18 protein-coding genes are annotated in these 24458 nt (G+C 64.0%); 8 read left to right on the forward strand and 10 right to left on the reverse strand.

The window, feature by feature from the left end:
• Window positions 1-57: 57 nt before the first annotated feature.
• Genes NLY42_RS16895 through NLY42_RS16910 form a run of 4 tightly spaced genes read left to right on the forward strand, consistent with a single transcriptional unit; the run spans window position 58 to window position 4140 of the window.
• Window positions 58-1623, forward strand: coding sequence for a sugar ABC transporter ATP-binding protein (locus NLY42_RS16895; protein WP_023753570.1), 1566 nt, complete (start codon window positions 58-60; stop codon window positions 1621-1623).
• The gene (locus tag NLY42_RS16900; protein WP_023712083.1) at window positions 1620-2600 is read left to right on the forward strand and encodes an ABC transporter permease; all 981 of its coding nucleotides are present in this window, start codon (window positions 1620-1622) and stop codon (window positions 2598-2600) included. The genes NLY42_RS16895 and NLY42_RS16900 overlap by 4 nt, the downstream gene beginning before the upstream one ends.
• On the forward strand, window positions 2597-3583 hold the full coding sequence (locus NLY42_RS16905) for an ABC transporter permease (protein ID WP_023673071.1): 987 nt from the start codon (window positions 2597-2599) through the stop codon (window positions 3581-3583). Before NLY42_RS16900 ends, NLY42_RS16905 begins: the two co-directional genes overlap by 4 nt.
• A 2-nt stretch (window positions 3584-3585) precedes the next feature.
• On the forward strand, window positions 3586-4140 hold the full coding sequence (locus NLY42_RS16910; protein WP_023673072.1) for a gluconokinase: 555 nt from the start codon (window positions 3586-3588) through the stop codon (window positions 4138-4140).
• Here NLY42_RS16910 and NLY42_RS16915 read toward each other — a convergent pair.
• A complete protein-coding gene (locus tag NLY42_RS16915; protein WP_023753569.1) occupies window positions 4135-5283 on the reverse strand; it encodes a hypothetical protein in 1149 nt (382 codons plus the stop codon). The genes NLY42_RS16910 and NLY42_RS16915 overlap by 6 nt on opposite strands.
• 113 nt (window positions 5284-5396) lie before the next feature.
• Between NLY42_RS16915 and NLY42_RS16920 the strand changes: the two genes are divergently transcribed.
• Complete coding sequence (locus NLY42_RS16920; RefSeq protein WP_050485897.1) at window positions 5397-6938, forward strand: acyl--CoA ligase; 1542 nt, start codon at window positions 5397-5399, stop codon at window positions 6936-6938.
• 65 nt (window positions 6939-7003) lie between these two features.
• Here NLY42_RS16920 and NLY42_RS16925 read toward each other — a convergent pair whose 3' ends face one another.
• Window positions 7004-7453 carry an RrF2 family transcriptional regulator gene (locus NLY42_RS16925; protein ID WP_023673075.1) on the reverse strand — a complete coding sequence of 150 codons (450 nt, stop codon included), beginning with the start codon at window positions 7451-7453 and terminating at the stop codon, window positions 7004-7006.
• Window positions 7454-7713: 260 nt separating this feature from the next.
• Entirely contained in the window at window positions 7714-8700 is a 987-nt protein-coding gene (locus NLY42_RS16930) for a sulfate ABC transporter substrate-binding protein (protein ID WP_023744562.1), read from the reverse strand.
• Between the two features lie 240 nt (window positions 8701-8940).
• Here NLY42_RS16930 and NLY42_RS16935 point away from each other — a divergent pair, with 240 nt between their 5' ends.
• Both NLY42_RS16935 and NLY42_RS16940 read left to right on the forward strand, forming a co-directional pair.
• Window positions 8941-9213 carry an AbrB/MazE/SpoVT family DNA-binding domain-containing protein gene (locus tag NLY42_RS16935; protein WP_023687970.1) on the forward strand — a complete coding sequence of 91 codons (273 nt, stop codon included), beginning with the start codon at window positions 8941-8943 and terminating at the stop codon, window positions 9211-9213.
• Window positions 9213-9611, forward strand: coding sequence for a type II toxin-antitoxin system VapC family toxin (locus NLY42_RS16940; RefSeq protein WP_023753568.1), 399 nt, complete (start codon window positions 9213-9215; stop codon window positions 9609-9611). Before NLY42_RS16935 ends, NLY42_RS16940 begins: the two co-directional genes overlap by 1 nt.
• A 14-nt stretch (window positions 9612-9625) precedes the next feature.
• Here NLY42_RS16940 and NLY42_RS16945 read toward each other — a convergent pair whose 3' ends face one another.
• From NLY42_RS16945 to NLY42_RS16975, 7 genes are all read right to left on the reverse strand, one after another.
• Window positions 9626-10666, reverse strand: a complete 1041-nt coding sequence (locus tag NLY42_RS16945) for a sulfate/molybdate ABC transporter ATP-binding protein (RefSeq protein ID WP_023673079.1) — start codon at window positions 10664-10666, stop codon at window positions 9626-9628.
• A gap of 73 nt (window positions 10667-10739) precedes the next feature.
• A complete protein-coding gene (cysW, locus tag NLY42_RS16950; RefSeq protein ID WP_023673080.1) occupies window positions 10740-11624 on the reverse strand; it encodes a sulfate ABC transporter permease subunit CysW in 885 nt (294 codons plus the stop codon).
• Window positions 11617-12468, reverse strand: coding sequence for a sulfate ABC transporter permease subunit CysT (gene cysT, locus NLY42_RS16955; RefSeq protein WP_023687973.1), 852 nt, complete (start codon window positions 12466-12468; stop codon window positions 11617-11619). The genes cysW and cysT overlap by 8 nt, the downstream gene beginning before the upstream one ends.
• 18 nt (window positions 12469-12486) lie before the next feature.
• Window positions 12487-13515, reverse strand: a complete 1029-nt coding sequence (locus tag NLY42_RS16960; protein ID WP_023673082.1) for a sulfate ABC transporter substrate-binding protein — start codon at window positions 13513-13515, stop codon at window positions 12487-12489.
• Window positions 13516-13745: 230 nt separating this feature from the next.
• A complete protein-coding gene (locus NLY42_RS16965) occupies window positions 13746-14429 on the reverse strand; it encodes a M15 family metallopeptidase (protein WP_023753567.1) in 684 nt (227 codons plus the stop codon).
• Window positions 14430-14574: 145 nt separating this feature from the next.
• The gene (gene pbpC, locus NLY42_RS16970; RefSeq protein WP_286489236.1) at window positions 14575-16680 is read right to left on the reverse strand and encodes a penicillin-binding protein 1C; all 2106 of its coding nucleotides are present in this window, start codon (window positions 16678-16680) and stop codon (window positions 14575-14577) included.
• 83 nt (window positions 16681-16763) lie between these two features.
• The gene (locus NLY42_RS16975; RefSeq protein WP_286489237.1) at window positions 16764-22250 is read right to left on the reverse strand and encodes an alpha-2-macroglobulin family protein; all 5487 of its coding nucleotides are present in this window, start codon (window positions 22248-22250) and stop codon (window positions 16764-16766) included.
• Window positions 22251-22527: 277 nt separating this feature from the next.
• Here NLY42_RS16975 and NLY42_RS16980 point away from each other — a divergent pair, with 277 nt between their 5' ends.
• The gene (locus NLY42_RS16980; RefSeq protein WP_023753565.1) at window positions 22528-24456 is read left to right on the forward strand and encodes an autotransporter assembly complex protein TamA; all 1929 of its coding nucleotides are present in this window, start codon (window positions 22528-22530) and stop codon (window positions 24454-24456) included.
• Window positions 24457-24458: the final 2 nt, after the last annotated feature.

Genomic DNA, 24458 nt, shown 5'->3' on the forward strand with positions numbered 1-24458 from the left:
TCTCCGCGGCGCCGGCCACTCGATATCCCTTGAAGTCAAACTGCCTCGGGAGGGCCGATGGACGGTGCGGTTCCGCTCTTCCGGATGGAAGGCATATCCAAGCGCTATGGTGGTGTGCGGGCGCTGGAAAAGGCCGAGCTTTCGGTCTCGTCCGGTAGCATCCACGCCATTCTCGGCGAAAACGGCGCCGGCAAATCGACGCTGATCAAGGTCATGGCGGGCGTCGTCGCGCCCGACGAAGGCCGCATGATGCTGAACGGCAGCGAGGTGACGTTCGCTTCGCCTGCTGCTGCAAACAAGTCCGGCATCGTCTGCATCTTCCAGGAGCTGTCGCTGGTTCCCGAACTCAGCGTTGCCGACAACATCGTCATCTCCGATCCGCCGAAGCGTTTCGGCATGATCGACCGCAAGGCGCAGCGCCGCATTGCCGAGGATGCGCTGGCACGCGCAGGTGCGGCCGACATCCATCCATTGGCGCTGGTCAAGGATCTTCCGCTTTCAAGAAGACAGATGGTCGAGATTGCCAAGGCATTGGCCAGGAAGCCGCGCATCCTGATCCTCGACGAGGCGACCTCGGCGCTGACCGCGACGGACGTCGCCAGGATATTCAGCGTGCTCAAGCGGTTGCGCTCGGAAGGGCTGGCGCTGCTTTACATTTCGCACCGCATGAACGAGATCGCCGAGCTTGCCGACCACTGCACGGTGTTTCGCAACGGCCGCAATGTCGCCAGCTACAAGGCAGGCACAAAGAGCGACAACGAAGTCGTCGAACTGATGATCGGGCGCGAATACAGCCATATTTTCCCGCCGAAACCCGCGCGCACCGCAGCCGCCGCCGTTCCCGTGCTGGAGGCGCGCAAGCTGTCCTGGACGGACCGGCTGGACAATGTCTCGCTGACGGTCGGGGCAGGCGAGGTCGTCGGCCTTGGCGGCCTGGACGGCCAGGGCCAGCGCGAATTGCTGCTTGCCTTTTTCGGTGTGCTGCGCGGCCTCGGCGGCCAGATCCTTATCGACGGCAAGCCTGTTTCGATCGCCAGCCCCCAAGCGGCGCGCGACGACCGCATCGGCATGGCGCTGATCCCGGAGGACCGCAAGACCGAAGGCCTGATGCTGCCGATGACGGTGCGGGAGAACCTGTCCTTTGCCGCCCTAGACCGGCTGTCCAAGGCCGGCATCATCGACCGCGCCGCCGAACAGCGGCTGATCGACGACATGGTCGGGCTGCTGGCGATCAAGACGGCCGGCCTCGACATTCCGGTCGGTGCGCTGTCGGGGGGCAACCAGCAGAAGGTGGTCATCGCCAAATGGCTGATGCGCCAGCCGCGTATCATCCTGCTCAACGATCCGACGCGCGGCATCGACGTCGGCACCAAGCAGGAACTCTATCAACTGATGCGCAAGCTGGCGGATGCGGGGGCGGCGATCCTGTTCTATTCGACCGACTATGACGAACTGATCGGCTGCTGCGACCGCGTGCTGGTGCTCTATGACGGCGCGGTCAAGCGCGAGCTGGTCGGGGCCGAGATCACCGAGCGGGCGCTCATTGCAAGCGCGCTCAACATTCACGGCGATGACGGCGGCGCGAGAGACGATGCCGGCGCAAGACAGGGAGCGGACGCGTGAAAGAGTGGCGCTACTGGCTGGCCGAGCAGCGCGGAACACTGATGGCACTCGGCATATTCATTGTCATGTTCGTCATCTACACCTCGAACCATCCGGCGGGCTTCACCGCCAATGTCGTGCAGACGGCGTCCAACAAGGGCGTGCTGCTCGCCTTCGTCGCCATGGCGCAGACACTGGTCGTGATCACCGCCGGCATCGACCTCTCCGTCGGCATGATCTTCACGCTGACCAATTGCCTCGCCTCCTGGGTGGTCATCGGCACCGGCCTCGAGACCGCTTTCGGCGTCATCGCCGTGCTCGGCACCGGGCTCCTTTGCGGGGCGATCAACGGCGCCATCGTCATCTACGGCCGCCTGCAGCCGATCGTCGCCACGATCGCCACGGGTGCGGTCTATTTCGGCATCGCGCTGCTGCTCAGGCCGTTTCCCGGTGGTTCGGTCAACGAAGGTCTCGCCGACGCGCTGACCGGACGCCTGTTCGGCGTGGTGCCGGCGAGCCTGGTCGTGCTGCTCGCCGTCGTGCTCGTGGTCTGGGTGCCGTTCAGCCGCTCGGTGCTCGGGCGCGCGGCCTATGCGGCCGGGTCCTCGGAGACGGCGGCCTACATGTCCGGTGTGCCGATAAGGCGCGGCAAGTTCGCTGCCTACGCGCTCGCAGGCCTGTTGGCCGCGATCGGCGGACTGTTCCTGACCTTCTTCACCTATACCGGCGATGCAGCCTATGCCAGCGGCAACGCCTATACGCTGTTTTCGATTGCCGCGGTGGTGCTGGGCGGCGTCTCGCTGTTCGGCGGCAAAGGCAGCGCCATCGGCGCCATCTTCGGCGCCTTGGCCTTCCGCACCATCGGCGACCTGTTGTTCGTGTTCGATTTCGACCCGCTATGGCAGCCACTGTTCCAGGGCGTTATCCTGCTGGTTGCGGTCAGCCTCGGCGCCTTCGCACTGTTTCGGGTCCGCAACCGGCTGGAGTGGTTCCTGTGAGCGAAACGACGTTGGGCGGCATAGCCGGCCGCATGCCGAAATTCATCCGCCGCGCCGATCCGGCGGTGCTGACGGCCTTCGCCTGCATCGTGCTGTTGCTGTTCCTAGGCAGCCTCTATTCCAGGAGCTTTCTGTCGCCTGAATATCTCTTGCAGCAGCTCAAGGTGGCCTCGTTCCTCGGCGTCATCGCCACAGGCATGATGCTGGTCATCCTGCTAGGCCAGATCGACCTGTCGGTGCCGTGGGCGGTGGCGGCGGGCGCGATGATGGCGTGTGCGGCTGCGGCCTATGGCCCGATCGGTGTGGCGCTGGCCATCCCGTTCGGCATCTTCTGCGGGGTGCTGATCGGCATCGTCAACGGCTTTGGCGTCGCCTATCTGCGCATACCCTCGATGATCATCACGCTCGCCACCAACGCTGTCGCGCAAGGGCTCATGGTCGTTTATACCGGCGGCTACTCGCCACAGGATTCGGCCACCGGCGCCATGCGCTATCTTGCGACAGGTTTTACCATTCCTGGCGTGCCTAACGCCGTCATCATCTGGGCGCTGATTGGCGCTGCGATGGTGTTCGTGCTGTCCCGCACCAGCTTCGGCCGCACCGTCTACGGCATCGGCAACCGCGAGCGTGCCGCCTATCTCTCCGGCATCGATACAAGGCGCGTGGTGATGATCGCCTTCGCTATCTCAGGCGGGCTGTCCGCCTTTGGCGGGGTGCTTCTCGCCGGCTATGCCTCCAAGGCGGCGCAATCGATGGGCGATGCCTATCTCTTGCCGTCGATCGCCGCCGTGGTTCTGGGCGGCACCTCGATCCTGGGTGGCCGCGGCTCCTATCTCGGCACCGTCGCCGGTGTCATCCTGATCACGCTCCTGCAGTCCATCCTTTCGGTCATGCAGATGCCGGAGGCGGGGCGGCAGATCGTCTATGGCCTGGTCATCGTTGCCATGCTCCTGCTCTACGGCCGCGCGCCGGCAAGCCGCTGACCGTGGACGAAAAGACCGCAAAGGCGCCAATGGGCGCTACCGGCTCAGTGCCTCGGGCCATTGTGGTGATGGGCGTCGCCGGCTGCGGAAAATCGGCTGTCGGCAAGGCATTGGCAGCAGAGGAAGGGGCCGTCTTTGTCGAAGGCGACAGGCTGCACCCGCCCGAAAACGTCGCCCGCATGGCGAGCGGCGAGCCGCTCACAGATCAACTGCGTGAGGGCTGGCTCGATGCCATCGGCGAGCGGATCGCCGACCTGACCGGCAGCGGCCAAAGCGTGGTTGCCGCCTGCTCGGCGCTGAAGCGCAGCTACCGCGATCGTCTGCGTGGCTTCCGCCGGGATATCGATTTCATCTATCTGAAGATCGATCCCGCAACCGCCAAGCAGCGTGTCGCCAACCGCAAGGGCCATTTCATGCCGGCAAGCCTGGTCGAAAGCCAGTTCGCCATCCTTGAGCCGCCTGGCGCCGACGAGCGGGCGCTGACGGCCGACGCCACACTTCCAGTGGCTGAGATCGTCACCGCCGTTGCCAGCCTGCTGGCCGGCGCAAAATCATGAACCACCCTCGTCGGGCAAGGCGGTTTCCGGCCGTTCGGTGAACCGGTCGGCGCCGGACCAGACCATCATTTGCTCGGGATAGAGTTTCAACGCCTCCAGCAAGCGGTCGCGCTTGAGCAATATGTACTCGGCCTGAAGCGCCGTGTTCTTGGCGCCGCCGGCTCTGGTCGCGGGCTCGCCGGCCTCTGCCGGGGCCGGCACCAGTTCGGGACTTAGGACGGCGCGGTATTGGCGGAACGGATCGGTCTCGAAGGTCGACATGGAAAACAGCGCCGCCTTGCCTCTGGCAGCGAAATTCGTCGGCGCCGAGGCGAGGTGGGTCCAGCCGCTCTCGCCAAGGCCGACTTCGGTGAATGTCGAGCCGGCATGCACCGTGTTGGTCACCAACACCACGCCGTTGCTGCCAAGGATCTTCTGGATCCGGCCGGTGACCTGGTAGGCGTCGCTGCGGTCGAACACGATCCGGCTTTTCAGGAAACGGTTCTCGACCCGAACCATCGGCGGGTTCAGGAAGCGCAAGCCGAAGGTCGAATCGGATATGCCGTGAGCCCTGACACTGAGCTGGTGTGTCTCGATTCCGGCTTCATGGAGAGCGCGTTTGCCGATTATGGTCTGGGCCGTGAACTGATCGCACCAGATGATAGCGCCGTGGCCGCGCTTCAGCGCCGCTTCCAGACCTTCCAGGCCTTCCAGCCGGATATCAGGCGACCACCGGCGGCCGATGAGATGCGCGGCAAGCAGCAGACGCCGACGGTGGTTGGCGCAGAGCAAGGCCCTGAACTGCCTTTGCGCATCGATGCCATTGCCGAGCACGGCGCGCGTCGCGGCGGCGTAGCGCACGAAATCCTTGCGGATGTGGCGCTTGAGGCGCAGTCCCGATACGCGGCTGCAGATCGCGGCCCACCAATTGACCGGCAGCAATGCCGCGACCCCGAGATAGAAGGCGGCCAGCAGCAGCTCGCGGAAATCCCTGTTGTTGAAGGTGCGCAACTTGCCGGCGCGGACCAGCTTGCGGCTGAAGAAGCGAACATTCTCGGCGCGTTCGGGCACCAGGATGTCGGCGATGATTTCCGTATGATAAATGACGGCGGACGATGGTGTCCGGTCGGCTTTCCGGGATTTTCCCAGCCACGGCAGCCTCATCCGATCGGTGTCCACCTGTTCTTGCGTGCGTCCGGAAATCGCTTTACTGCGTCTGCCACGGGCGCGCAATCGGCGCCGGCAAGGCCATGGTGAACGCCATTCAGGGTTCGAACTTGAAACAGGCCCTATCGGTAGCACTTCCTCAACTGGAGCCCTGGCAGCCGGCTGCTGTGGCGCTGATGGCGCCGGACCGGCCATCCCTGAGCTTTGCCGGCCTCGCCAATCTTGTCGACAAGCTCTGCGGCGATCTCGCCAGGCGTGGCGTTGCCCGCGGCACGGCCGTCGGCATCGTCTTGCCCAACGGCCCGGAAATGGCGGCCTGTTTCCTGGCGGTCTCGGCGTTGGCGACGGCTGCGCCGCTCAATCCGGCTTACGGCGAAGACGAATTCCGCTTCTATCTCGGCGATCTCGATGTGAAGCTGCTGCTGTGCGGACAAGGCATGGGCGATGCCGCGCGCAACACCGCAAAGGGGCTCGGCATTGCGGTGCTCGACGTCGTCGTGACTGACGGCGCCAAGGCCGGCGAGTTTCTCCTCTTGGGCGACGCCGAACTTGCGGCTGCCGGCGAGGCACGCCGCGACAAGGTGCAGCTCAACGGGCCCGACGATTTCGCGCTTGTCCTGCACACATCGGGAACCACGGCGCGGCCGAAGATCGTCGGCTTGCGGCAGCGCAATCTGCAGGCATCGATGGCCAACATCGCCAGCACCCTGGCGCTGTCGGCAAACGATATGTGTCTCAACGTGATGCCGCTGTTCCACATTCACGGGCTGATGGCGGCGCTCAGCGCACAGCTGGCAGTCGGCGGCGCTGTTGTCTGCACGCCGGGCTTCAACCCGCTCAAATTCTACGGCTGGCTGGGCGATTTCCGGCCGAGCTGGTACAGCGCGGTGCCGACCATGCATCAGGCGATCCTGGCGCGCGCCGCCCGCAATGGCGAAACCATCGCGGCTGCGCGGCTGCGCTTCATCCGCTCGTCTTCGGCAGCGCTTCCCGACACCGTGTTCCGCGACCTCGAGCGCGTCTTCGGCTGTCCGGTGGTCGAGGCCTATGGCATGACCGAGGCGGCGCACCAGATGACATCCAACGGCCTGCCGCCGGCACGCCGCAAGCCAGGCTCGGTCGGCCTGCCTGCGGGTCCGCAGGTGACGATCCTGGACGACAAGGGGACGATCCTGCCGGCGGGTGAAAAGGGCGAGATCGCGGTGCGCGGCGCCAACATCCATGATGGCTATCTCGACAATCCGGTGGCCAATGAAGCTGCCTTCAGCGATGGCTGGTTCCGCACCGGCGACCAGGGTCTCATCGACGAGGATGGCGATCTGAAGATCACCGGGCGGCTGAAGGAGATCATCAACCGCGGCGGCGAAAAGATCTCGCCGCTCGAGGTCGACAATGTGCTGCTCGATCATCCGCTGGTGGCGCAGGCGGTGACCTTCGCCGTGCCGCATGCCATGCTCGGCGAGGAGGTGGGTGCGGCTATCGTGCTGGCCGAGGGCGCCATCGCCGACGCCGATGAGATACGCGATTTCGCGCGCAGCCGCATTGTCGAGTTCAAGGTGCCGCGCCACATCTTGTTTCTTCAGGAGATACCCAAGGGTCCCACAGGCAAGATCCAGCGCGTCGGCTTGGCCGGCAAGCTCGGCCTGGTCTGAGGACTCTCATTTGAGCATGATCTTGTCCGAAAACCGGTTCCCACTTTTCGGGACCATGCTCTAATTTAGATCTGCGATGTCAGCTCGACCGGAAAATCATCATTGTCGGCGTCGCGCATGGCGGCGAGGCTGCGATTGTCCAGCACTTCGGCGATCGCCTGGCGCACTTCCAGCATCATGTGCCGGACCTGGCAGGTCGCCTCGTCGCAATCCTCGCAGCGCTGGTATTGCGTGCGGCTGGCGCAGGGTATGGGAGCGAGCGGGCCGTCCAGCACGCGCACGACGTGGCCGATCTTGATTTCGGAAGCCGGCCGGGCGAGGCGATAACCGCCTTCCTTGCCCTTGCGACTGAGGACGAAACCGGCATTGCGCAGCTCGCCCAGAATGGCATCCAGAAATTTCTTCGGGATGTTGTTGGCGATCGCGATGTCGTTGACGAATGCAAGCTGGCCGACCGGCAGGCCGGAAAGATGCACGAGGGCCTTGAGGCCGTATTTGCCTTTTTTGGTAAGCATGCCCGCTTCAGTTCATGAAAACCCCAACCACCCGCATCTGGCGGTTGTTTGTGTGCAAATCATGACGTTTCGCCTGAACAACCCGGTTTCGCGTAGAACAAGCCGCCCGGTTGAGATGTTAGGCACAAAGGCGTTGATTCTTTGTAACGTTTTCGCCGATCGCGACAGATTCCGCCTGAAAGCCGTTTGTCGGCGCGCGAAATCAAAAAAGCCGGCAAAGCGCCGGCTTTCTTGTGAGGTGAGGTCGAACGCTGCTGATATCAGCGGCTGCCATAGGTCTGGTCGAGCAGACCGCCGGCGGCGAAGTGCTCCTTCTGTACCTTGTCCCAGCCGCCAAAGACGTCTTCCACCGTCAGCAGGCGGACATCGGGGAAGTCGGCCTTGTATTTTGCCGCGACTTCAGCGTTGCGGGCGCGCAGGCCATTTTCAGCCGCGATGGTCTGGCCCTCGGGCGTGTAGAGGAAGTCGAGATAGGTCTTGGCGAGGTCACGGCTGCCGTGCTCGTCGGCGACCTTGTCGACGATCGCCACCGGGAATTCGGCGAGCAGGCTGACCGTTGGCGTGACCTGTTCGAACTTGTCGTTGCCATACTCCTTGCGGATGCCGCGCGTTTCCGACTCGAAGGTGATCAGCACGTCGCCGATCTCGCGCTGCACGAAGGTGGTGGTGGCGGCGCGCCCGCCGGTGTCGAAGATCGGCACGTTGTTGAACAGCTTGGTGACGAACTCCTTCACCTTGGCGTCGTCGCCCTTGAAGGCTTCCTTGGCGTAGGCGGTTGCGGCCAGATAGGTGTAGCGCGCATTGCCCGACGTCTTGGGGTTGGGGAAGATCACCTGCACGTCGTCGCGCACGAGGTCGTTCCAGTCCTTGATGTGCTTGGGGTTGCCCGCGCGGACGAGAAAGGATGGGAGCGAATAGAAGGGCGAGGCGTTGTCGGGGAAATCCTTCTGCCAGTCGGCGGAGACGAGGCCTTTCTTGACCAGAAAGTCGATGTCGGTGACCTGGTTGAAGGTGACGACATCGGCGCCGAGGCCTTCGGCAATGGCGCGCGCTTGCGCTGAGGTGCCGGCGTGCGACTGGTCGACGGTGAAGCCCGGATGGCCGGCGACGAAAGCCTTGTTCACCTGGGCGAACAATTCGCGGCCGACATCATAGGAAGCGTTGAGCAATTTGTCGGCCGACCAGGCCTGCGAACAGGCGAGGATCAGGCCGGCGACAGTGGCGACGCTGAGGAAAAATCGCTTCATGAAAACAGGCTCCGATGTGCAATGCGTTGCCAGAACATAGCTGGGCCGGAGGGTGTACTGCGAGGCACACGGGGCAGACGTATGGCGTTGCAGCGAAAAAGAAATCGCTGAAGCAGGTTATCGGCGAAATTTCATTCCAGCCGAAATGCCGATGCGTTGGGGTTTTCTGTGGTTTGCAATTCGAGGCCGAGTGGCATATACAAATGGCATATACAAGTGGAACAGACAGGGGAGGCTGCCATGCCGCAGCACCGTCACTCGATACCACCGCCCAGGGAGGCGAAGTTGTTTCGCAACAACCGCAGTCAGGCGGTTCGCATCCCTGTCGAATTCGAGCTGCCTGGGGAGAAGGTCCTGATCAGCCGCGATGGCGACCGGCTGATCATCGAGCCGGTCCGTAAACCGGGACTTGTCGCGCTGCTTGCCCAATGGGCGAAAGAGCCGCCGCTTGGTCCTGAAGACGACTTTCCCGAGATCCATGATGCGCCCGTGGGGCCCGAGGACATCTTCTGATGCGGTTCATGCTGGACACGAACATCATCAGCGACATGATCCGAAATCCGGCCGGCAAAGCCGCCAGTACGGCGGTTCGCGCGGGAGACGGTGCCCTGTGCACCAGCATCGTTGTCGCCTCGGAGCTGCGTTATGGCTGCGCCCGCAAGGGATCGGCCAAGCTGCTCGCCAAGGTCGAGCAATTGCTCGCCGAGTTACCTGTGCTGCCGCTCGATGTGCCGATGGATAACGAATACGGAGCACTTCGTGCCGAGCTGGAGGCCAGAGGCCAGCCAATCGGCCACAATGATCTTTTCATTGCTGCCCATGCCTGTGTGTTGGGGACGACACTGGTGACGGCCAACACCGCTGAGTTCCGTCGGATCAAGGGCCTGACGGTCGAGAACTGGCTGGAGTAGCGCCGGATCGATGTCTATGCCGCCGGGAAAAGCTTCCAGCGCCTTGGCCTGAACGCCACCCGGCTCTTCTGCGCCGCAGGATGGTCCACAGGCAGTTCGATCTCGACGCGCTGGCGCTCGCCGCCGATTTCCAGTTCGACGCGTCTTGTGCCGGCGACGCGGCGGCTGGCGGCGACCGTGCCGGCGATGCAGCCGCTGCAGCCGTCGAGCAGTTCGATATCGTGCGGGCGGAAATACAGCGTTGCATCGCCCTCGGGTGCGTGCGGCGCCGACACGCCGATCGGACGGTCGGCGAGCCAGATCTCGCCATTCTCAACCTTGACCGGCAGCATGCTCGATTCACCGATGAAGGAGTAGACGAACGGCGAGTTCGGCGTGTCGTAGATCTCGTCGGCGGAGCCGACCTGCTCGATGCGGCCCTGGCTCATCACCACGACGCGGTCGGCAAGCTCGAGCGCCTCTTCCTGGTCGTGGGTGACGAAGACGGTGGTGTGGCCGGTACGGTCATGGATCTCGCGCAGCCAGCGGCGCAGTTCCCGGCGCACCTGCGCATCGAGCGCGCCGAACGGCTCGTCGAGCAACAGCACCTTGGGCTCGATGGCCATGGCGCGCGCCAGCGCCACGCGCTGGCGCTGGCCACCGGAAAGTTGCGCCGGATAGCGCTTTTCCAGGCCGGAAAGCTGAACGAGATCGAGCAGTTCGGAGGCGCGTCGGCGGATTTCGGCCGCCGGTGGTCGCGACGGTCCATGCCGCACCTTGAGGCCGAAGCCGATATTGTCGGCGACCGTCATGTGCCGGAAGAGCGCATAGTGCTGGAAGACGAAGCCGACATTGCGCTCCTGGATCGAGCGGTGCGAGGCGTCCTCGTCGCCGAAGAAGATCTTTCCGCGCGTCGGCCGCTCCAGGCCGGCGATAAGCCTCAGCAGCGTCGTCTTGCCGGAGCCGGATGGCCCAAGCAGCGCGATCAGCTCACCCGACTTGATGTCAAGCGATACGTCATGGAGGGCCGGAAACCGGTCAAACTCCTTGCGTACGTTGGCAACGCGAACTTCCATGTAGATCCCTCAGTAATTTGGTGCATGTCGTTGTCCCAAAACCGGTTCCCAGTCTTGGGCGACATGCATTTAGTCAGTGCCCGCGCGTCGCGGCGATCTCGGCGCCGTAGCGCATCTCGAGAAGTGTTTTCAAGACCAGCGTGACCAGCGCCAGGCCGGCAAGCAGCGAAGCGACGGCAAAAGCGCCGACGGCGTTGTACTCGTTGTAGAGGATTTCGACATGCAACGGCATGGTGTTGGTCAGCCCGCGTATGTGGCCCGACACGACCGAGACCGCGCCGAATTCGCCCATCGAGCGGGCGTTGCACAGAAGCACGCCGTAGAGCAATCCCCATTTGACGTTGGGCAGCGTCACGTACCAGAAGGTCTGCCAGCCATTGGCGCCGAGAGAGAGCGCGGCTTCCTCGTCGCCGTTGCCCTGTTCCTGCATCAGCGGGATCAGTTCGCGGGCAACGAAGGGGAAGGTGACGAAGATGGTCGCGAGCACGATGCCGGGCACGGCGAACAAGATCTGGATGCCGTGCGCCTTCAGCCATTCACCGAACAGTCCCTGAGCGCCAAACAAAAGCACATAGACCAGGCCGGAAATGACCGGCGAGACCGAGAAGGGCAGGTCGATCAGCGTGGTCAGAAAAGCCTTGCCCTTGAACTCGAACTTGGCGATCGCCCAGGCAGCCGAAATGCCGAAGACGACGTTAAGCGGCACGGCGATCACCGCCACCAGCAGCGTCAGCCGGATCGCCGAGCGCGTATCGGGATTGGAGAGCGATTCCGTGTAGGCGCCAATGCCTTTCGCCAGCGCCTCGTGGAAGACGATGATCAGCGGCAGCAGCAGGAAGATGGCGAGGAAGGCGAAGCCCACCGCCATCAGCAGCAGCCGCACCGGCCGGCTTTCGGTCACCGCCGCCGACCGGCTCTCGTGATGCGGTTCGTAGGATTTGATCTCGGGGTCAGCCATAGCGCTTGCGACTCCATGACTGCGCCAGGTTGATGACCAGCAGCATCACGAACGACAGCAAAAGCATGATCGCCGCGATCGCGGTGGCCGCCGGATAATTGTACTCCTCGAGCCGGATGACGATCAGAAGCGGTGCGATCTCCGACTTGTAGGGAAGGTTGCCGGCGATGAAGATGACCGAGCCGTATTCGCCGACGCCGCGCGCGAAGGCGAGTGAGAAGCCGGTGATGATGGCCGGCGCCAGGCCGGGAAACAGGATGCGGGTGATGATCTGGAAGCGGTTGGCGCCGAGCGTCGCGGCGGCTTCCTCCACTTCCTTGTCGATCTCCTCCATGATCGGCTGCACCGTGCGCACGACAAACGGCAGGCCGATGAAGACAAGCGCCACGACAATGCCGAGCGGCGTGTAGGCGACCTTGATGCCGAGCGGCGCCAGGAGATGGCCGATCCAGCCATTGGGCGCATAAAGAGTGGTCAGCGCAATGCCCGCGACCGCGGTCGGCAGCGCGAAGGGCAGGTCGACCATGGCGTCGACGACGCGGCGGCCGGGGAAGCGGTAGCGCACCAGCACCCAGGCGACGAGCGTGCCGAAGACGACGTTGACGGCGGCTGCGATGAAGGCTGTGCCGAAGCTGATTTCGAGTGCGTTGATGGTCCGGCGGTCGGTGGCGATCGCCCAGAAATCGGTCCAGCCGAGGGCTGCCGAGCGCCAGATCAGGCCCGACAGGGGGATGAGGATGATGAGCGTGAGGTAGGCAAGCGAGAAGCCGAGCGTCAATCCGAAACCCGGAATGACACTCGGCTGTCTGAATCGCCACCCCGCCTTGGCGGGTGCTATGGTCATGTGGTCCTGATCTAAATCCTACTGGGCCGGCTTGTAGATCTGGTCGAATATACCACCGTCGCCGAAATGATAAGGCTGTGCCTTCTTCCAGCCGCCAAAAAGCGGATCGTCGATGGAGATCAGCTTGATTTCGGGCGTCTTCGGAATGTCAGCCGCATCCACCAGCTCGGGCTTGGCCGGACGATAGTGGTTCTTGGCGATGATCGTCTGGGCTTCCTTGGAATAGAGCCAGCCGAGATAGGCTTCGGCGACCTTGCGGGTGCCCTTGGCATCGACATTGGCGTCGACGATCGCCACCGGCGGCTCGGCCAGGATCGAGGTCGGGGGATAGACGATCTCGAAATTGTCGGCGCCGAATTCATTGAGCGCCAGATAGGCGTCGTTTTCCCAGCCGATCAGTACGTCGCCGATGCCTTTTTGCGCGAAGGTGACCGTCGAGCCGCGCGCACCGGTGTCGAGCACCGGAGCATTGGCGTAGAGCTTGCCGACGAATTCCTTGTTCTTGGCTTCGTCGCCGCCATCATTGGCGTTGGCATAGGCCCAGGCGGCAAGGTAGTTCCAGCGGGCGCCACCCGACGTCTTCGGGTTCGGCGTGATCACCTGGACACCGTCCTTGACCAGATCGCTCCAGTCGTGGATGCCCTTCGGGTTGCCCTTGCGGACCAGGAAGATGATGGTCGAGGTGTAAGGCGCCGAATTGTTCTCGAACTTCTTGCGCCAGTCCGGGTTGATCTTCTTCGACTTCGTGACGATGGCGTTGATGTCGCCTTCGAGCGCCAGCGTGACCACATCGGCATCGAGGCCGTCGATCACGGCGCGGGCCTGGGCGCCCGATCCGCCATGCGATTGCTGGATGGTAACCGTCTCGCCGGTCTCGGCCTTCCAGTGTGCGACGAAGGCTTCGTCATAGGCCTTGTAGAGTTCGCGTGTCGGGTCGTAGGACACGTTCAGAATGGTCGTATCGGCAAACGCGAAACCGAGCGTGCCGAACTGGATCGATGTGGCGACCAGTGCGCCGAGCAGTTTCTTGAAATGAGGTTTGGTCATTTCCGCCTCCGTTGATGACGGCTGAACTCTATCGAATTGATAGAAATTAGATGCATTCAACGTTGCATTTTTTGTCCGCTCGAAGGAAATTTTCGCCGATATTGGGTTTCGGAAGGAAATATTTTCCTCATATTGGTCTAACCCGAATCCGGCCGGTTTGACGCTATCTAGGAGCTGACAGCGCAGAAGCAAGGCCGAGCGAGGGAAGGCTCGCTGTAGCACCGGGCACTTCAGCCCGCAGTGATGGGAAAATCGAAGCGCAGTTTTGGAAACGGCTCATCCCGAAGCGTGTAGTGCCACCACTCGCGCGCATAATTCTTGAAGCCGCCGGCGCGCATGGCGTCGAGCAGCTTTTTGCGGTTTGCCGCCGCTTCGGCCGCCAATGGGCGATGTGCGGTTTCGCTTGCCGGGTCGAAACAGTCGAAGCTGGTGCCGAAATCGAGCGTGCCGGCGCCGGCCGCGCCGCAAGCGGCGGATGACTTGTTCTTGCCGTCGCTGCGGGCGATGGCGACATCGACGGTCGAGCCGCGCGAATGGGTGGACAATTCGCCGATATAGCCCTTGGCGATGAGGTCGCCGCGCTTCACCTGAGGGTACCATTGCGGATCGGGCGGGCCGCCCTCTCTGGTCCATTTGCCCATGTCGGCAACGGCGCGGGCCGGGCGGTAGCAGTCGAAGACGACCAGCGTCAGGCCATCGGCGGCGAGCGCTTTCTGCACACCGGACAGCGCATGCGCAGCTTGCTTCGTGAGGATGCAGATTGGGGCGTCGTAGCCATCGGCCTTGCGATGCAGGAAATTTTCCAGGCCGGCATAGCGGATGTCCTGGCGGATCGAGGGATCGACATCGGCCAAGCGGACGAAGCCGGCGGGCAGGGGATCGGCGTCGGCGGGGGAGCAAGTCGAAACGAACATGGATAGGGCTAAGGCCAATCCTCGATGCAAGCGCTTCGGCACACCCCCCTCTGGCCTGCCGGCCATTGGCCGGCAGGCCAGAGGGGGGTGCCTCGCGCCGGGTCTCGGGCGAAGAAGCCCAATCCCCTGAATCGCTTGGCGCCATCTATTCAACGAACACCTTCACGCTTGCCGCGCGTCCCACGGCGTCGATGACGGTGAGCGTCGAATAGCCGGCGCCGTCGGGCAGCCAGGTCGCGGTGCGGCGGCGGTCGATGCCGACGAGCGGCTTGCCGTTGGCCAGCCAGCGGAACGGCGCGCGGCCGCCTTGCAGTTTCAGCACCAGCGGCGAGGCCTCGGCGGAATTGGTGGCGAGATCGACGCGGGCGCCGTTGGGCGGGAAAATGATCGTTGGCGCCGGTTCCGTCGGGCCTGCCTGCACCAGTCCGTCGGCGCCGGCGCCGAAGCGCGCCAATGTCACCGGCAGGTCTTCGCGCCTGGCCTTGACGACGCCGGCCGGCTGGCTGGGCAACGGGACGGCGGTGAGGCCTGAACGGACGAAGCCCTCGAACAGGATGGGGGCGGCCGAGACATAGCCGGACAGGCCGGGCACGGCGCCGGCATCGGCGCGGCCGACCCAGACGCCCAGCACGTAGCGGCCGTCGAAGCCGACCGACCAGGCGTCGCGGTAGCCGTAGGACGTGCCGGTCTTGTAGGCGATGCCGCGCTGCAAGGCGCCCTCGGGCGGCTTCACGCCCGACAATATGTCGGTGATCTGCCAGTTCGCCTGGGCGTCGAGGATGGTGGCGGTGGTGCGCTCGGAATTGGCCGGCTCGGTGCCGTCATGGAGCGTGTTTGCCTTGCCGCCATTGGCGAGGCCGGTATAGAGCTGGACGAGATCGCGCAGCGTTACGCCGACGCCTCCGAGGCCGATGGCGAGGCCCGGCGCCTCGTTGACCGGTAGCACCGGGCTGACGCCGGCCTGGCGGAAGCGCGCCATCAGCCGTGCCGGGCCGACAGAGTCGAGCACGCGGATTGCCGGCACGTTGAGCGACAGCTGCAGCGCCTGGCGGATCGAGACATCCCCCTGATAGCCCATGTCGAAATTCTTTGGCCGGTAGCCGCCGAAATCGACCGGACTGTCCTCGATCAGCATTTCCTGGGCCACCAGCCCCTGCTCGAAGGCGAGGCCATAGATGAACGGCTTCAGCGTCGAACCGGGCGAACGCACGATCTTGGTCATGTCGATCCAGCCGGAGCGGCTGGCGTCGAAGAAATCGGCCGAACCGACTTCGCCGAGGATGTCCCCGGTGCGGGCATCGGCCATCACCATGGCGACGGAGAGGCGCGGCCCAAGCTTGATGGCGGCATCGCGCGCCACCTGCTCCAGTCCTTGCTGGACGCTTTTGCGGATAGTCAGCTGCAGCGGCTTGCCGGGTATGGCCTTGGGCAACATGGCGTAGGCGGCGTGTGGCGCCAGCGCCGGCAATTTGCGGCGCAGGCCCGAGACATCGTCTAGTGCGGCGCGCGCGGCTTCGCGCTCGCCGAGCAGGCCAGCTGATACCATGCGGGTCAGCACGCGGTCGCGGGCGGCATGAGCGATGGTGAGATTGCGGTCGGGCCGGCGCTTTTCCGGCAATTGCGGCAAGGCGACGAGCAGGGCTGCTTCCGAGACGGTCAGCCGCTTCGGCTCTTTGCCGAAATAGGCGAGCGAGGCGGCACGCACGCCTTCGAGATTGCCGCCATAGGGCGCCAAGGTCAGGTAGCGTTCGAGGATCTCCTGCTTGGACAGGCGCCGCTCGATCTGGATGGCGCGCAGCATCTGCTTGATCTTCGAGCCGAGGCTGCGGTTTTCGCGTGGCTCGATCAGCCGGGCAAGCTGCATCGACAGGGTCGAGCCGCCGGAGACGATATGGCCGCTGGTGGCGAACTGGCCGGCGGCGCGCGCCAGCGCCAGCACATCGACGCCATCATGGTCCCAGAAGCGCTTGTCTTCATAGGTGACCAGCATGTCGACGAACTGCTTGTCGACCTGGTCGAGATGAGTGTCGAGCCGCCAGTAACCGTCCGGCGTGGCGAAGGCGCGCAACAGCTGGCCGTCGCGGTCCTGGACCTCGGTGGAGACGGTGAGCCTTCCGGGCAGCGGCGGCGGAAAAGCGCGGTCGAGTTCCCAGAGAGAAGCGGCAGCGATCGCCGCAAAGCCGACGAGGGAGGCGGCGGCGATGCCTGTTCGACGGAGAAATTTTCTGGAGAGCATGGTGGTGCCCTTCATCCGCCTGCCGGCTCCTTCTCTCCGCATAGCGGGGAGAAGGAGATGGTCGCGGACATCGGCGTGTTCATCTTCGTCAAGGCGCCTTACGGCGCCTTGATCTCCATCATGCCGGTGGCGGTGCGGGCCGAATATTGCGGCCGGTACATGTCCTCCACCGTGGCCGCCGGATGGGCATAGGTGCCCGGCGTTACCGCACGCACGACGTAGGCCAGCATGATGTTGCGGTCGCCATCGCCGTCATTGGGATTGAATGCCGCGACGAAACGGTCGTCGCGGAATTCGAGATGGGCTGCGTCCGTTTGCGCCAGCCAGGTGAAGTTCGACAATTGGGCGCTGGAGACAAGGCCCGGATTGTCGATCTCGAAGCCGGCCGGCAACAGGTCGGTGATCAGCAGGCGCGAAGGCCAGCGGTTCTGCTCGTAAACCTTGAGCACGACCACGTAGCGTTCGTTCTGCGTCGCCTCGGTGACGTTGGCTTCGGTGCCATCGAGCTTGTAGTAGGTGCGGTCGATGGTGAAGCCGTCGCCGCCGGCCGGCAAGGGCTCTACCGGCGAGGCGACCGTGGTGACGACCGCCTGCAGCGGCGTGGCGCCGGTGTTGGCGATGGTCAGCGGGCTGTCGGCAATGTCGGTGCCGCTGAGGTGGTTGGAATATCCACCTGCATGCGGCGCGCCGTTGACCGAGAGCGTGATCGAGTCGTTGCCCGACTTCAGCGCGCGGGCCGCCAGAAGCATCCAGGACTCGTCCTGCGTGCTGGTCCAGCGGGCATCGGCGCGTTCCCTTGCCACCAGCCGGATCAGCTCCGGCACGATGGTCGGCACCGGCTTCGATTCGGCGGCGAGCGCCAGGATCGCGGCGCCATCACGCAGCCGCGAGCCATAGTCGGACCGGTAGTAGTCGTATTCGGTGGTCGACTTGGCCAGCTGCAGCGCCGTCTGGAAGGTTGCTTCCGAACGCTGCGCGTCGCCGTAGAGCGCCAGGCTCGCCGCCAACTGGGCGACGGCCATCGGGCTCGAGAAGGCTTCGAGCTTGGTGTCGGCGTAGTAGCGCAGATCGCCGACCGAGGCCTTCTTGTTGCGGGCCAGAACATAGAGCGCGTAGGCGATTTCGCTGCCGCGATCCTGGACGTCCTGGTCGTAACCGACCGAGTTTTGCAGATTGCTCAGCGCCTGGCTCATCGCCAGGGCCGGCACGTCGTAGTTCTGCTCGCGCGCCCGGGTCAGGAAGTCGGTGACGTAAGAGTCGAGCCACAGATCGCCGGAGCCCGGACCCCACAGGCCGAAGCTGCCGGCCGAAGCCTGGTAGCTCAGCACCTTGTAGATGGCGGCCTGCACGCGGCCGTGCAGTTCGGGATCGCTTTGCATGCCAACGCCGGACGCCAGATCGTTGACGTAGAGAAGCGGCATGGCGCGGCTGGTGGTCTGCTCGGCGCAACCATAGGGGTAGCGGTCGAGCGTCATCAGCAGTGACGGCACGTCGAAGGCCGCAGCCTGCGAAACGCCGACGCTGATCGAGGCGCCGTCGAGCAGGCTTGCCGCGAGCAGCTCCTTGTCGACGCGCAGCGAGCCGCCATTGCCCTTGAGGTCGACGACCAGACGGGTGGTGACCGGCAATTGCGCCGGACGCACCGGAACATACAGCGTCTGCTCGACGGCGGTGCCGTCGCCATGGGCGAGCTTGATGGTGATCGAGGCATTGCCCGCCGTCTGTGCAATCAGCGGCACGGTCAGCGTCTGGCGCTTGCCCTTGGCCAGCGTCAGCTTTTCGGGCAACGGCTTGTCGCCGGTCGAGAGGTCGCCGGTCGTGGCGATCGACAGGGCATAGTCGCCCTCCGGACCGTCGGTGTCGGCGACGTCGAGCCGCATGATCGCTGCATCTCCAGGCGCCAGGAAGCGGGGCAGGCCGGCGGTGATCACCACCGGATCGCGCACGATGACATCGGTCGTGGCATGGCCAACGGCCTCCTTGGTCCAGGCGACGGCCATGACGCGCACGGTGCCGTTGAACTGCGGGATGTCGAAGTCGATCCTTGCCTTGCCGTCGGCGTCGAGCTGGACCGGGCCGGAGAAGAAGGCGACCAGCTTTTCGGTCGGCGGACTGCCTTGCGGCTGCATGGAGGCGCCGTCGCCGCCGGTCCTGAGCTTGCCGGTGGTGCCGAGCGAGCCGTCGATGAGACGGCCATAGATGTCGCGGACTTCAAGCCCGAGCATGCGCTGGCCGAAATACCAGCCCTCCGGATCCGGCGCCTTGTAGTTGGTGAGGTTCAAAATGCCGACATCGACGGCAGCGACCGTGACATAGGCATTGCTGCCCGGTGCTACGCCGGCGACCGAAACCGGGATCGACAGCTGCTGGCGCGGCATCGTCTTGTCCGGCGGCGTCAGGGTGACGGCGAGCTTTTTCGAACCTGGGTCGACCGTCAGCCATTTTACGCCGATGGCGCGCGCCGGCATGCGGGTTTCCTGCGCATCGCCGGGCCGGAACAGGGTTGCGGTGATGTAGGCGCCGGCGCCCCAGTTGTCACCGACCGGGATGTCGACCGTGCTGCCGCCGGCCGGCACGGTTGCCGTGACGGTCTTGAGCAGCTTGTCGGCGCCGATGGTAACCAGCAGTTCGCCGGCAAAATGCGGCGACACTTTCAGCTTGGCCACGTCGCCGGCGGCATAGCTGTCCTTGTCGAGAGCGATCTCGAGCCCATCAGGCGTTTCGGTGGAGGTCGAGGAGACATACCAGCCGGCGTCGAACTCATAGCTGGTCGCCGGGCCCTCGGGATCGGCAGTCTCGATCTCGAGCCGGTACTGGCCCCAGTCGACCGGCATCGTCACGGTCGCCTCGGCATCGGCGCTGAGATCGACCTGGCCGTTGGCGATCGACTTGGTGAAGGTGACCGGTTCGTAGTTCCACGAGTTGTTGTTGCGATACCACTGGTAATTGCGTTCGACCTTGACCAGCGACCACTGCGCGCCCTTCAGCGTCTCGCGCTTGCCGTCGGGATCGACCGCGATGAGGCTGAATTTGGCGGTGCCGCCCTGCGGCACCTCATTGTCGGCGAAATCCGGACGAATGCCGATCATGTGGCCTTGCGGGCGGATGCCGATGTTGATCGAGCGCTCGATGGCGCGGCCGCCGGTTTCGCGCATGCGAACCGTGACCTTGGCGTCGACCAGCTTGGTGGTCGCGGGCAATTGGTCGACCGTGACCGGGAAGGTCGCCTTGCCGTCGTCGCCGACCACCGGCAGACCGGTGAACGGGGTGACCGAAGGCTCGGCCGACTGCTCGTCGGCAAGGCCGAACGAATAGTCGGCGAAACGGTCCCAGTCGCGCGCCGTCGACAGCGTCAGCTCGCCTTCGAGCGCGAGGCCGGCGGCCGGCGCGCCATAGAGGAAGCGGCCGTCAATGTCGATGTTGGCGGTTTCGCCCTGGGCGATCTCCTGCTTGTCGGACTTCATATCGAACTCGATGCGATCCGGCACGAAGTCTTCGACCAGGAACATCTGGCTGGAAACGGCCGCCTGCTTGGGATCGGTATAGATCGACACCGTCCAGGTGCCGCGCATGGCGTTGGCTTCCAGCGGCAGGTCGACGGCATAGCCGCCGGCCGAGACGCCATCGGCAACGATGCGGCGGTTCTCGACGCCGTCGGGACGGGTGAAGATGAAGGTCAGCGGCAGGTTTTCCACCGCTTTGGAGGCGCCGTCGCGGGCAAGGGCTGCGACATGCACATCCTCGCCGGCGCGGTAGATGCCGCGTTCGGTCCAGGCATAGACATCGAGCGCGCCCGGTGCGGCGCGTCCGGCGACGCCGCGATCGGACAGATCGAAGCCAGCGCGGCCCATGTCGAGGAAGACGAAATCGTTGTCGCCCTGCTTGGCCATCAGAACGGCCGGCACCATGCCGCCGTCGCCGCGCGTCAGGCCGGGGTTGAAGACAGCATGGCCTTCGGCGTCCGACGTGGCTGTGCCGAGGATTTCATTGTTCCTGGCCAGCAGCGTCAGTTCGGCGCCGGCGATCGGCTTGGCGGTTCCGAGCGAGCGGGCAAAGACATTGAGGCCATCCTGGCCGGTATAGGTCGACAGGCCGATGTCCGAGACGACGAACCACTGCGTGGCAAGCGAATTGTAATTGTCCTCGTCATTTTCATTTACCGCTTGCGCGGTCAGCACGTAGACGCCGGGCTTGCGCTGCGGCAAGGCTTCGTCGACCGGGAACGAAGTCGTGACGTCGTTGTTGAGGTCGTTGGCGATATCGAGCTGCCCCTGCCAGACCGGCTCACCCATCTGGTCGGAAATGCTGGAGATATCATAGCCGTCGAGCTGCTTCAGGAACTGATAGCCGGACAGAAGCTGCGCGAGCGAACGATCGCCGATGCGGTAGAGCTTCATCTGCGCGGCGTTCATGTTGACGGTGACGACCGGGATGCCGCGGCGGGCGCCGGCGGGCAGCACGAAGCTGTCGCCGGTGAAACGGGCGGACGGCGCGCGGTCCTGCACATAGATCGACAGCACGACCGGAGCGGCGGTGACCTCGCCAATTGCGGCCGGCAGGCCGGCGCGGAAGGTCACTTCGTAATGCTGGCCGTGTTCCAGGCCTTCGACGCAGATCTGCTTGTCCTTGGCCTCGACGCCCTTGGGCGGCTGGTTGTCGACGGTGACGAACTGGGCGTAGTCGACGCCGGTCTTCACCAGCTCCTCGGAAAACTGCGCGCAAATGCGCGGCGCGCTGGTGTCGGCGTCGATCGAGTGATCGATGACGCGGAAGCCCTTGCGGGCCTTGAGATCCTCATATTCGGCCTTGACCGCCGGCGAACTGACCAGCGCGAGGCTGGCTTCATAGGCCTGCAGGGCTGGACGGTAGAGATCGCGGCGGTCGAGGCCGTTGCCGAGCAGCGCCAGCACTTCGGCGCGGGTCTTGGTGGTGCGCAGCAACTTGTAGGCGTTGATGGCGGCGGAGGTGCCTTTGACCGGCAGATTGTAGGATTCGGAGGTGCCGCTGGCCGGCTGTATGGCAAGCGTTTCACGCGCCAGACCGAGCCAAAGCTGGCCGTCGTCAGGCAGGACCGAGACCGCGGCCTCGTATTTGTTCATGGCTTGGCCATGGTCGCCGGTCAGTGCAGCCTGTTCGGCGGCGGCGCGGAGTGATTCCAGCCCGTCGGTCGGCTTGTCATAGGCCGGATCGGTCAGCTTGTTGCGGTATTGCTGGGCCTGGTCGGCCATCCAGTTGGGGAAGAAGGCGAGTTCCGGCGGGGCGCCGATATCGGGGTCGCCATCGACATTGACGACCTTGCCCGCGACCGCGCCGCTGAAGGGTTTCAACTGGTTATAGTCGGATTTTAGGAAGCACCATTTGGCCTTGTTGTTGTAAGTAAAGGCGCGGCAGGCGGGGTCGCCGAGGCATGTCGTCTTGCACTGATCGAGGCTGACATTCTGGTCCGATCTGAGATCGAACCCGAAATAGTCGGAATTATTTGAGGTCACCACCCGGCGGGCTTCGGCCGCTTGCGCTACAGACCCCCAGGCGAAAATGAGAAGAATCAAGATCGACAGACCACGAGCCGCCGCGCGCATCGCCATAACACCCTCCAGACACTGCTACGTCCGCGGCATGTTCAAGCTTCAGTCAAGCTTGTCAACACGAGGACGGGCAGGTTTCCGCCCGCCAACGGTTCCCAAACCGGCCAATGACCGGTATGCCGATAGTTCATCCACGGGAAAGGGATCACGCATTCTTGCGAAAACGCAGAAGGTGTGAATTCCAAGCCCTGCCTATTTCAGACAATTGGATTGTGGCCCCTTTACGAGCGCTTCAAAACTTCATTCCAATTTTAGTTTTGTAACCTAGGTTGTCCTGATGCCGGCGTATGAAGCGCAGATGTCGAAGGTAAGTGCGCCACGGCGCACGCTTTCGCGCGCGCTGATTGTGGCGTTGGCGTGCTCGAGCGTGCTCGTTGCCGAATCGGGGTCGGCGGCCGCCTTCGAGCTCTTCGGCATCAAATTGTGGGGCTCTTCGAATGACGAGGACGCCGATATCGTCGACCCGCTGCGCTATGCGGTGACCATCGAAGCGCCCGATGCCGACAAGGACTTGGTCAAGAAGCTCGAAAACGCCTCGTCGCTGAAATCCGACGAGGACCGCCCGGTTTCCGGCTCGCTCGGCCTTTTGGCAAAGGCGCGTAGCGACCGCGAACAGCTGGTCGCCGCGCTTTATGCCGACGCCCGTTATGAAGGCGTCGTCACCATCACCATCCAGGGCAAGGTGCTCGACGATTTGCCGCCCGATGCCGAATTTACAGCTCCGCAGCCGGTGCCGGTGGTGATCAGCATTTCGAGCGGGCCCAAATTCACACTTGGCAATATCAGGCTGGAGGGCGATGCCGCCGGGCTGGCGAGCGCCGATTTCGGGCTGATAGCCGGCGGCGATGCCGGCTCGGGCGCCGTGCTCAAGGCCGAGGCGCTGATCGTGCGGGCGCTGAAGCAGGAGGGCCGGCCGCTGGCCCGGATCACCGACAGGCAGGTCGTGGCCGAGCACACCACCTCGACGCTCGACGTGACGCTGACGGTGGCCGCCGGGCCGGTTGCCGGTTACGGCGACACCACCGTCCATGGCACCGAGAAGGTCGATCGCGAGTTCACCGAATATATGACCGGGCTGAAACGCGGCCGGCAATATTCGCCTGACGAGATCGACGATGCCCGCGACCGGCTGCTGAGGCTCGAAGTGTTCAACAGCGTGACGCTGAAGGAAGCCGACAGTCTTGACCCCGACGGCAACATTCCGATCGGCGTTCAGGTCAGCGAGCGCAAACCACGCTATTTCGGCGTCGGCGGCACTTTCTCCAACACCGAAGGGCTAGGCCTGGAAGGCTATTGGGGCCACCGAAATCTGTTCGGCCGGGCCGAAAAGCTGCGCATCGAGGGCAAGATCAGCGGCATCGGCAGCAACGATCTCAGCGAGCTCAACTACAATGCCGGCATCATGTTCGAGAAGCCGGGGGTGGTCGGGCCGGCCTCGAAATTCATCGCCAGCGTCAAGACCGTACTCGAACATCCCGACGCCTACGACCATTTTTCGGTCAAGGGCAGCACCGGCCTGTCCTATGAGATCGACAAGAAGCAGACGGTTTCGGCTGAAATCGCGCTCGACTACTCCAGGATCACCGACGCTTTCGGCAAGCACAAATACCTGATCGCCAGCATTCCGCTGCAATATGTCTACGACAACAGGGACAACCGGCTCAACCCGACCAGCGGCTTCAGGGTTCTGGCCTATGCCGAACCGAGTTACGACATTCTGAGCGGCGCCGCCTTCCTCAAGCTCAGGGGCGAGGGGTCGGCCTATCAGTCGCTCGACACGGCCTCGAAATTCGTGCTTGCCGAACGCGTCGCGCTGGGTTCGATCGTCGGCACCGGCCTTCAGAACGTTCCAGCCGACAGGCGCTTCTATTCCGGCGGTGGCGGCTCGGTGCGGGGCTATGCCTATCAGGGCATCGGACCGAAGGACATCGACAATCAGCCGATCGGCGGGCTTTCCTTCTTCGAAACATCGGTCGAAATGCGCATTGCTCTGACCGACACGATCGGCATCGTGCCGTTCGTCGACGCCGGCACTGTCTCGACCACAGCGACGCCGGACTTTTCAGACGTGAAGGTCGGCGCGGGCGTTGGCCTGCGCTACATCACGCCGTTCGGGCCGCTGCGCATCGACGCCGCCGTGCCGCTCAACCGCGACCGTGGCGACCCGCGTTTCGGCATCTATGCCGGGATCGGACAGGCGTTCTGACG

This window comes from Mesorhizobium sp. C372A, assembly GCF_030323245.1.
Classification (GTDB): domain Bacteria; phylum Pseudomonadota; class Alphaproteobacteria; order Rhizobiales; family Rhizobiaceae; genus Mesorhizobium.

Bases quoted from the DNA above. Each gene is read 5' to 3' on its own strand.
- NLY42_RS16895 (WP_023753570.1), top strand. From the start codon at position 58: ATGGACGGTGCGGTTCCGCTCTTCCGGATGGAAGGCATATCCAAGCGC.
- NLY42_RS16915 (WP_023753569.1), bottom strand. From the start codon at position 5,283: ATGAGGCTGCCGTGGCTGGGAAAATCCCGGAAAGCCGACCGGACACCA.
- NLY42_RS16925 (WP_023673075.1), bottom strand. From the start codon at position 7,453: ATGCTTACCAAAAAAGGCAAATACGGCCTCAAGGCCCTCGTGCATCTT.
- NLY42_RS16930 (WP_023744562.1), bottom strand. From the start codon at position 8,700: ATGAAGCGATTTTTCCTCAGCGTCGCCACTGTCGCCGGCCTGATCCTC.
- NLY42_RS16935 (WP_023687970.1), top strand. From the start codon at position 8,941: ATGCCGCAGCACCGTCACTCGATACCACCGCCCAGGGAGGCGAAGTTG.
- NLY42_RS16940 (WP_023753568.1), top strand. From the start codon at position 9,213: ATGCGGTTCATGCTGGACACGAACATCATCAGCGACATGATCCGAAAT.
- NLY42_RS16945 (WP_023673079.1), bottom strand. From the start codon at position 10,666: ATGGAAGTTCGCGTTGCCAACGTACGCAAGGAGTTTGACCGGTTTCCG.
- cysW (WP_023673080.1), bottom strand. From the start codon at position 11,624: ATGGCTGACCCCGAGATCAAATCCTACGAACCGCATCACGAGAGCCGG.
- cysT (WP_023687973.1), bottom strand. From the start codon at position 12,468: ATGACCATAGCACCCGCCAAGGCGGGGTGGCGATTCAGACAGCCGAGT.
- NLY42_RS16960 (WP_023673082.1), bottom strand. From the start codon at position 13,515: ATGACCAAACCTCATTTCAAGAAACTGCTCGGCGCACTGGTCGCCACA.
- NLY42_RS16965 (WP_023753567.1), bottom strand. From the start codon at position 14,429: ATGTTCGTTTCGACTTGCTCCCCCGCCGACGCCGATCCCCTGCCCGCC.
- pbpC (WP_286489236.1), bottom strand. From the start codon at position 16,680: ATGAAGGGCACCACCATGCTCTCCAGAAAATTTCTCCGTCGAACAGGC.
- NLY42_RS16975 (WP_286489237.1), bottom strand. From the start codon at position 22,250: ATGGCGATGCGCGCGGCGGCTCGTGGTCTGTCGATCTTGATTCTTCTC.
- NLY42_RS16980 (WP_023753565.1), top strand. From the start codon at position 22,528: ATGCCGGCGTATGAAGCGCAGATGTCGAAGGTAAGTGCGCCACGGCGC.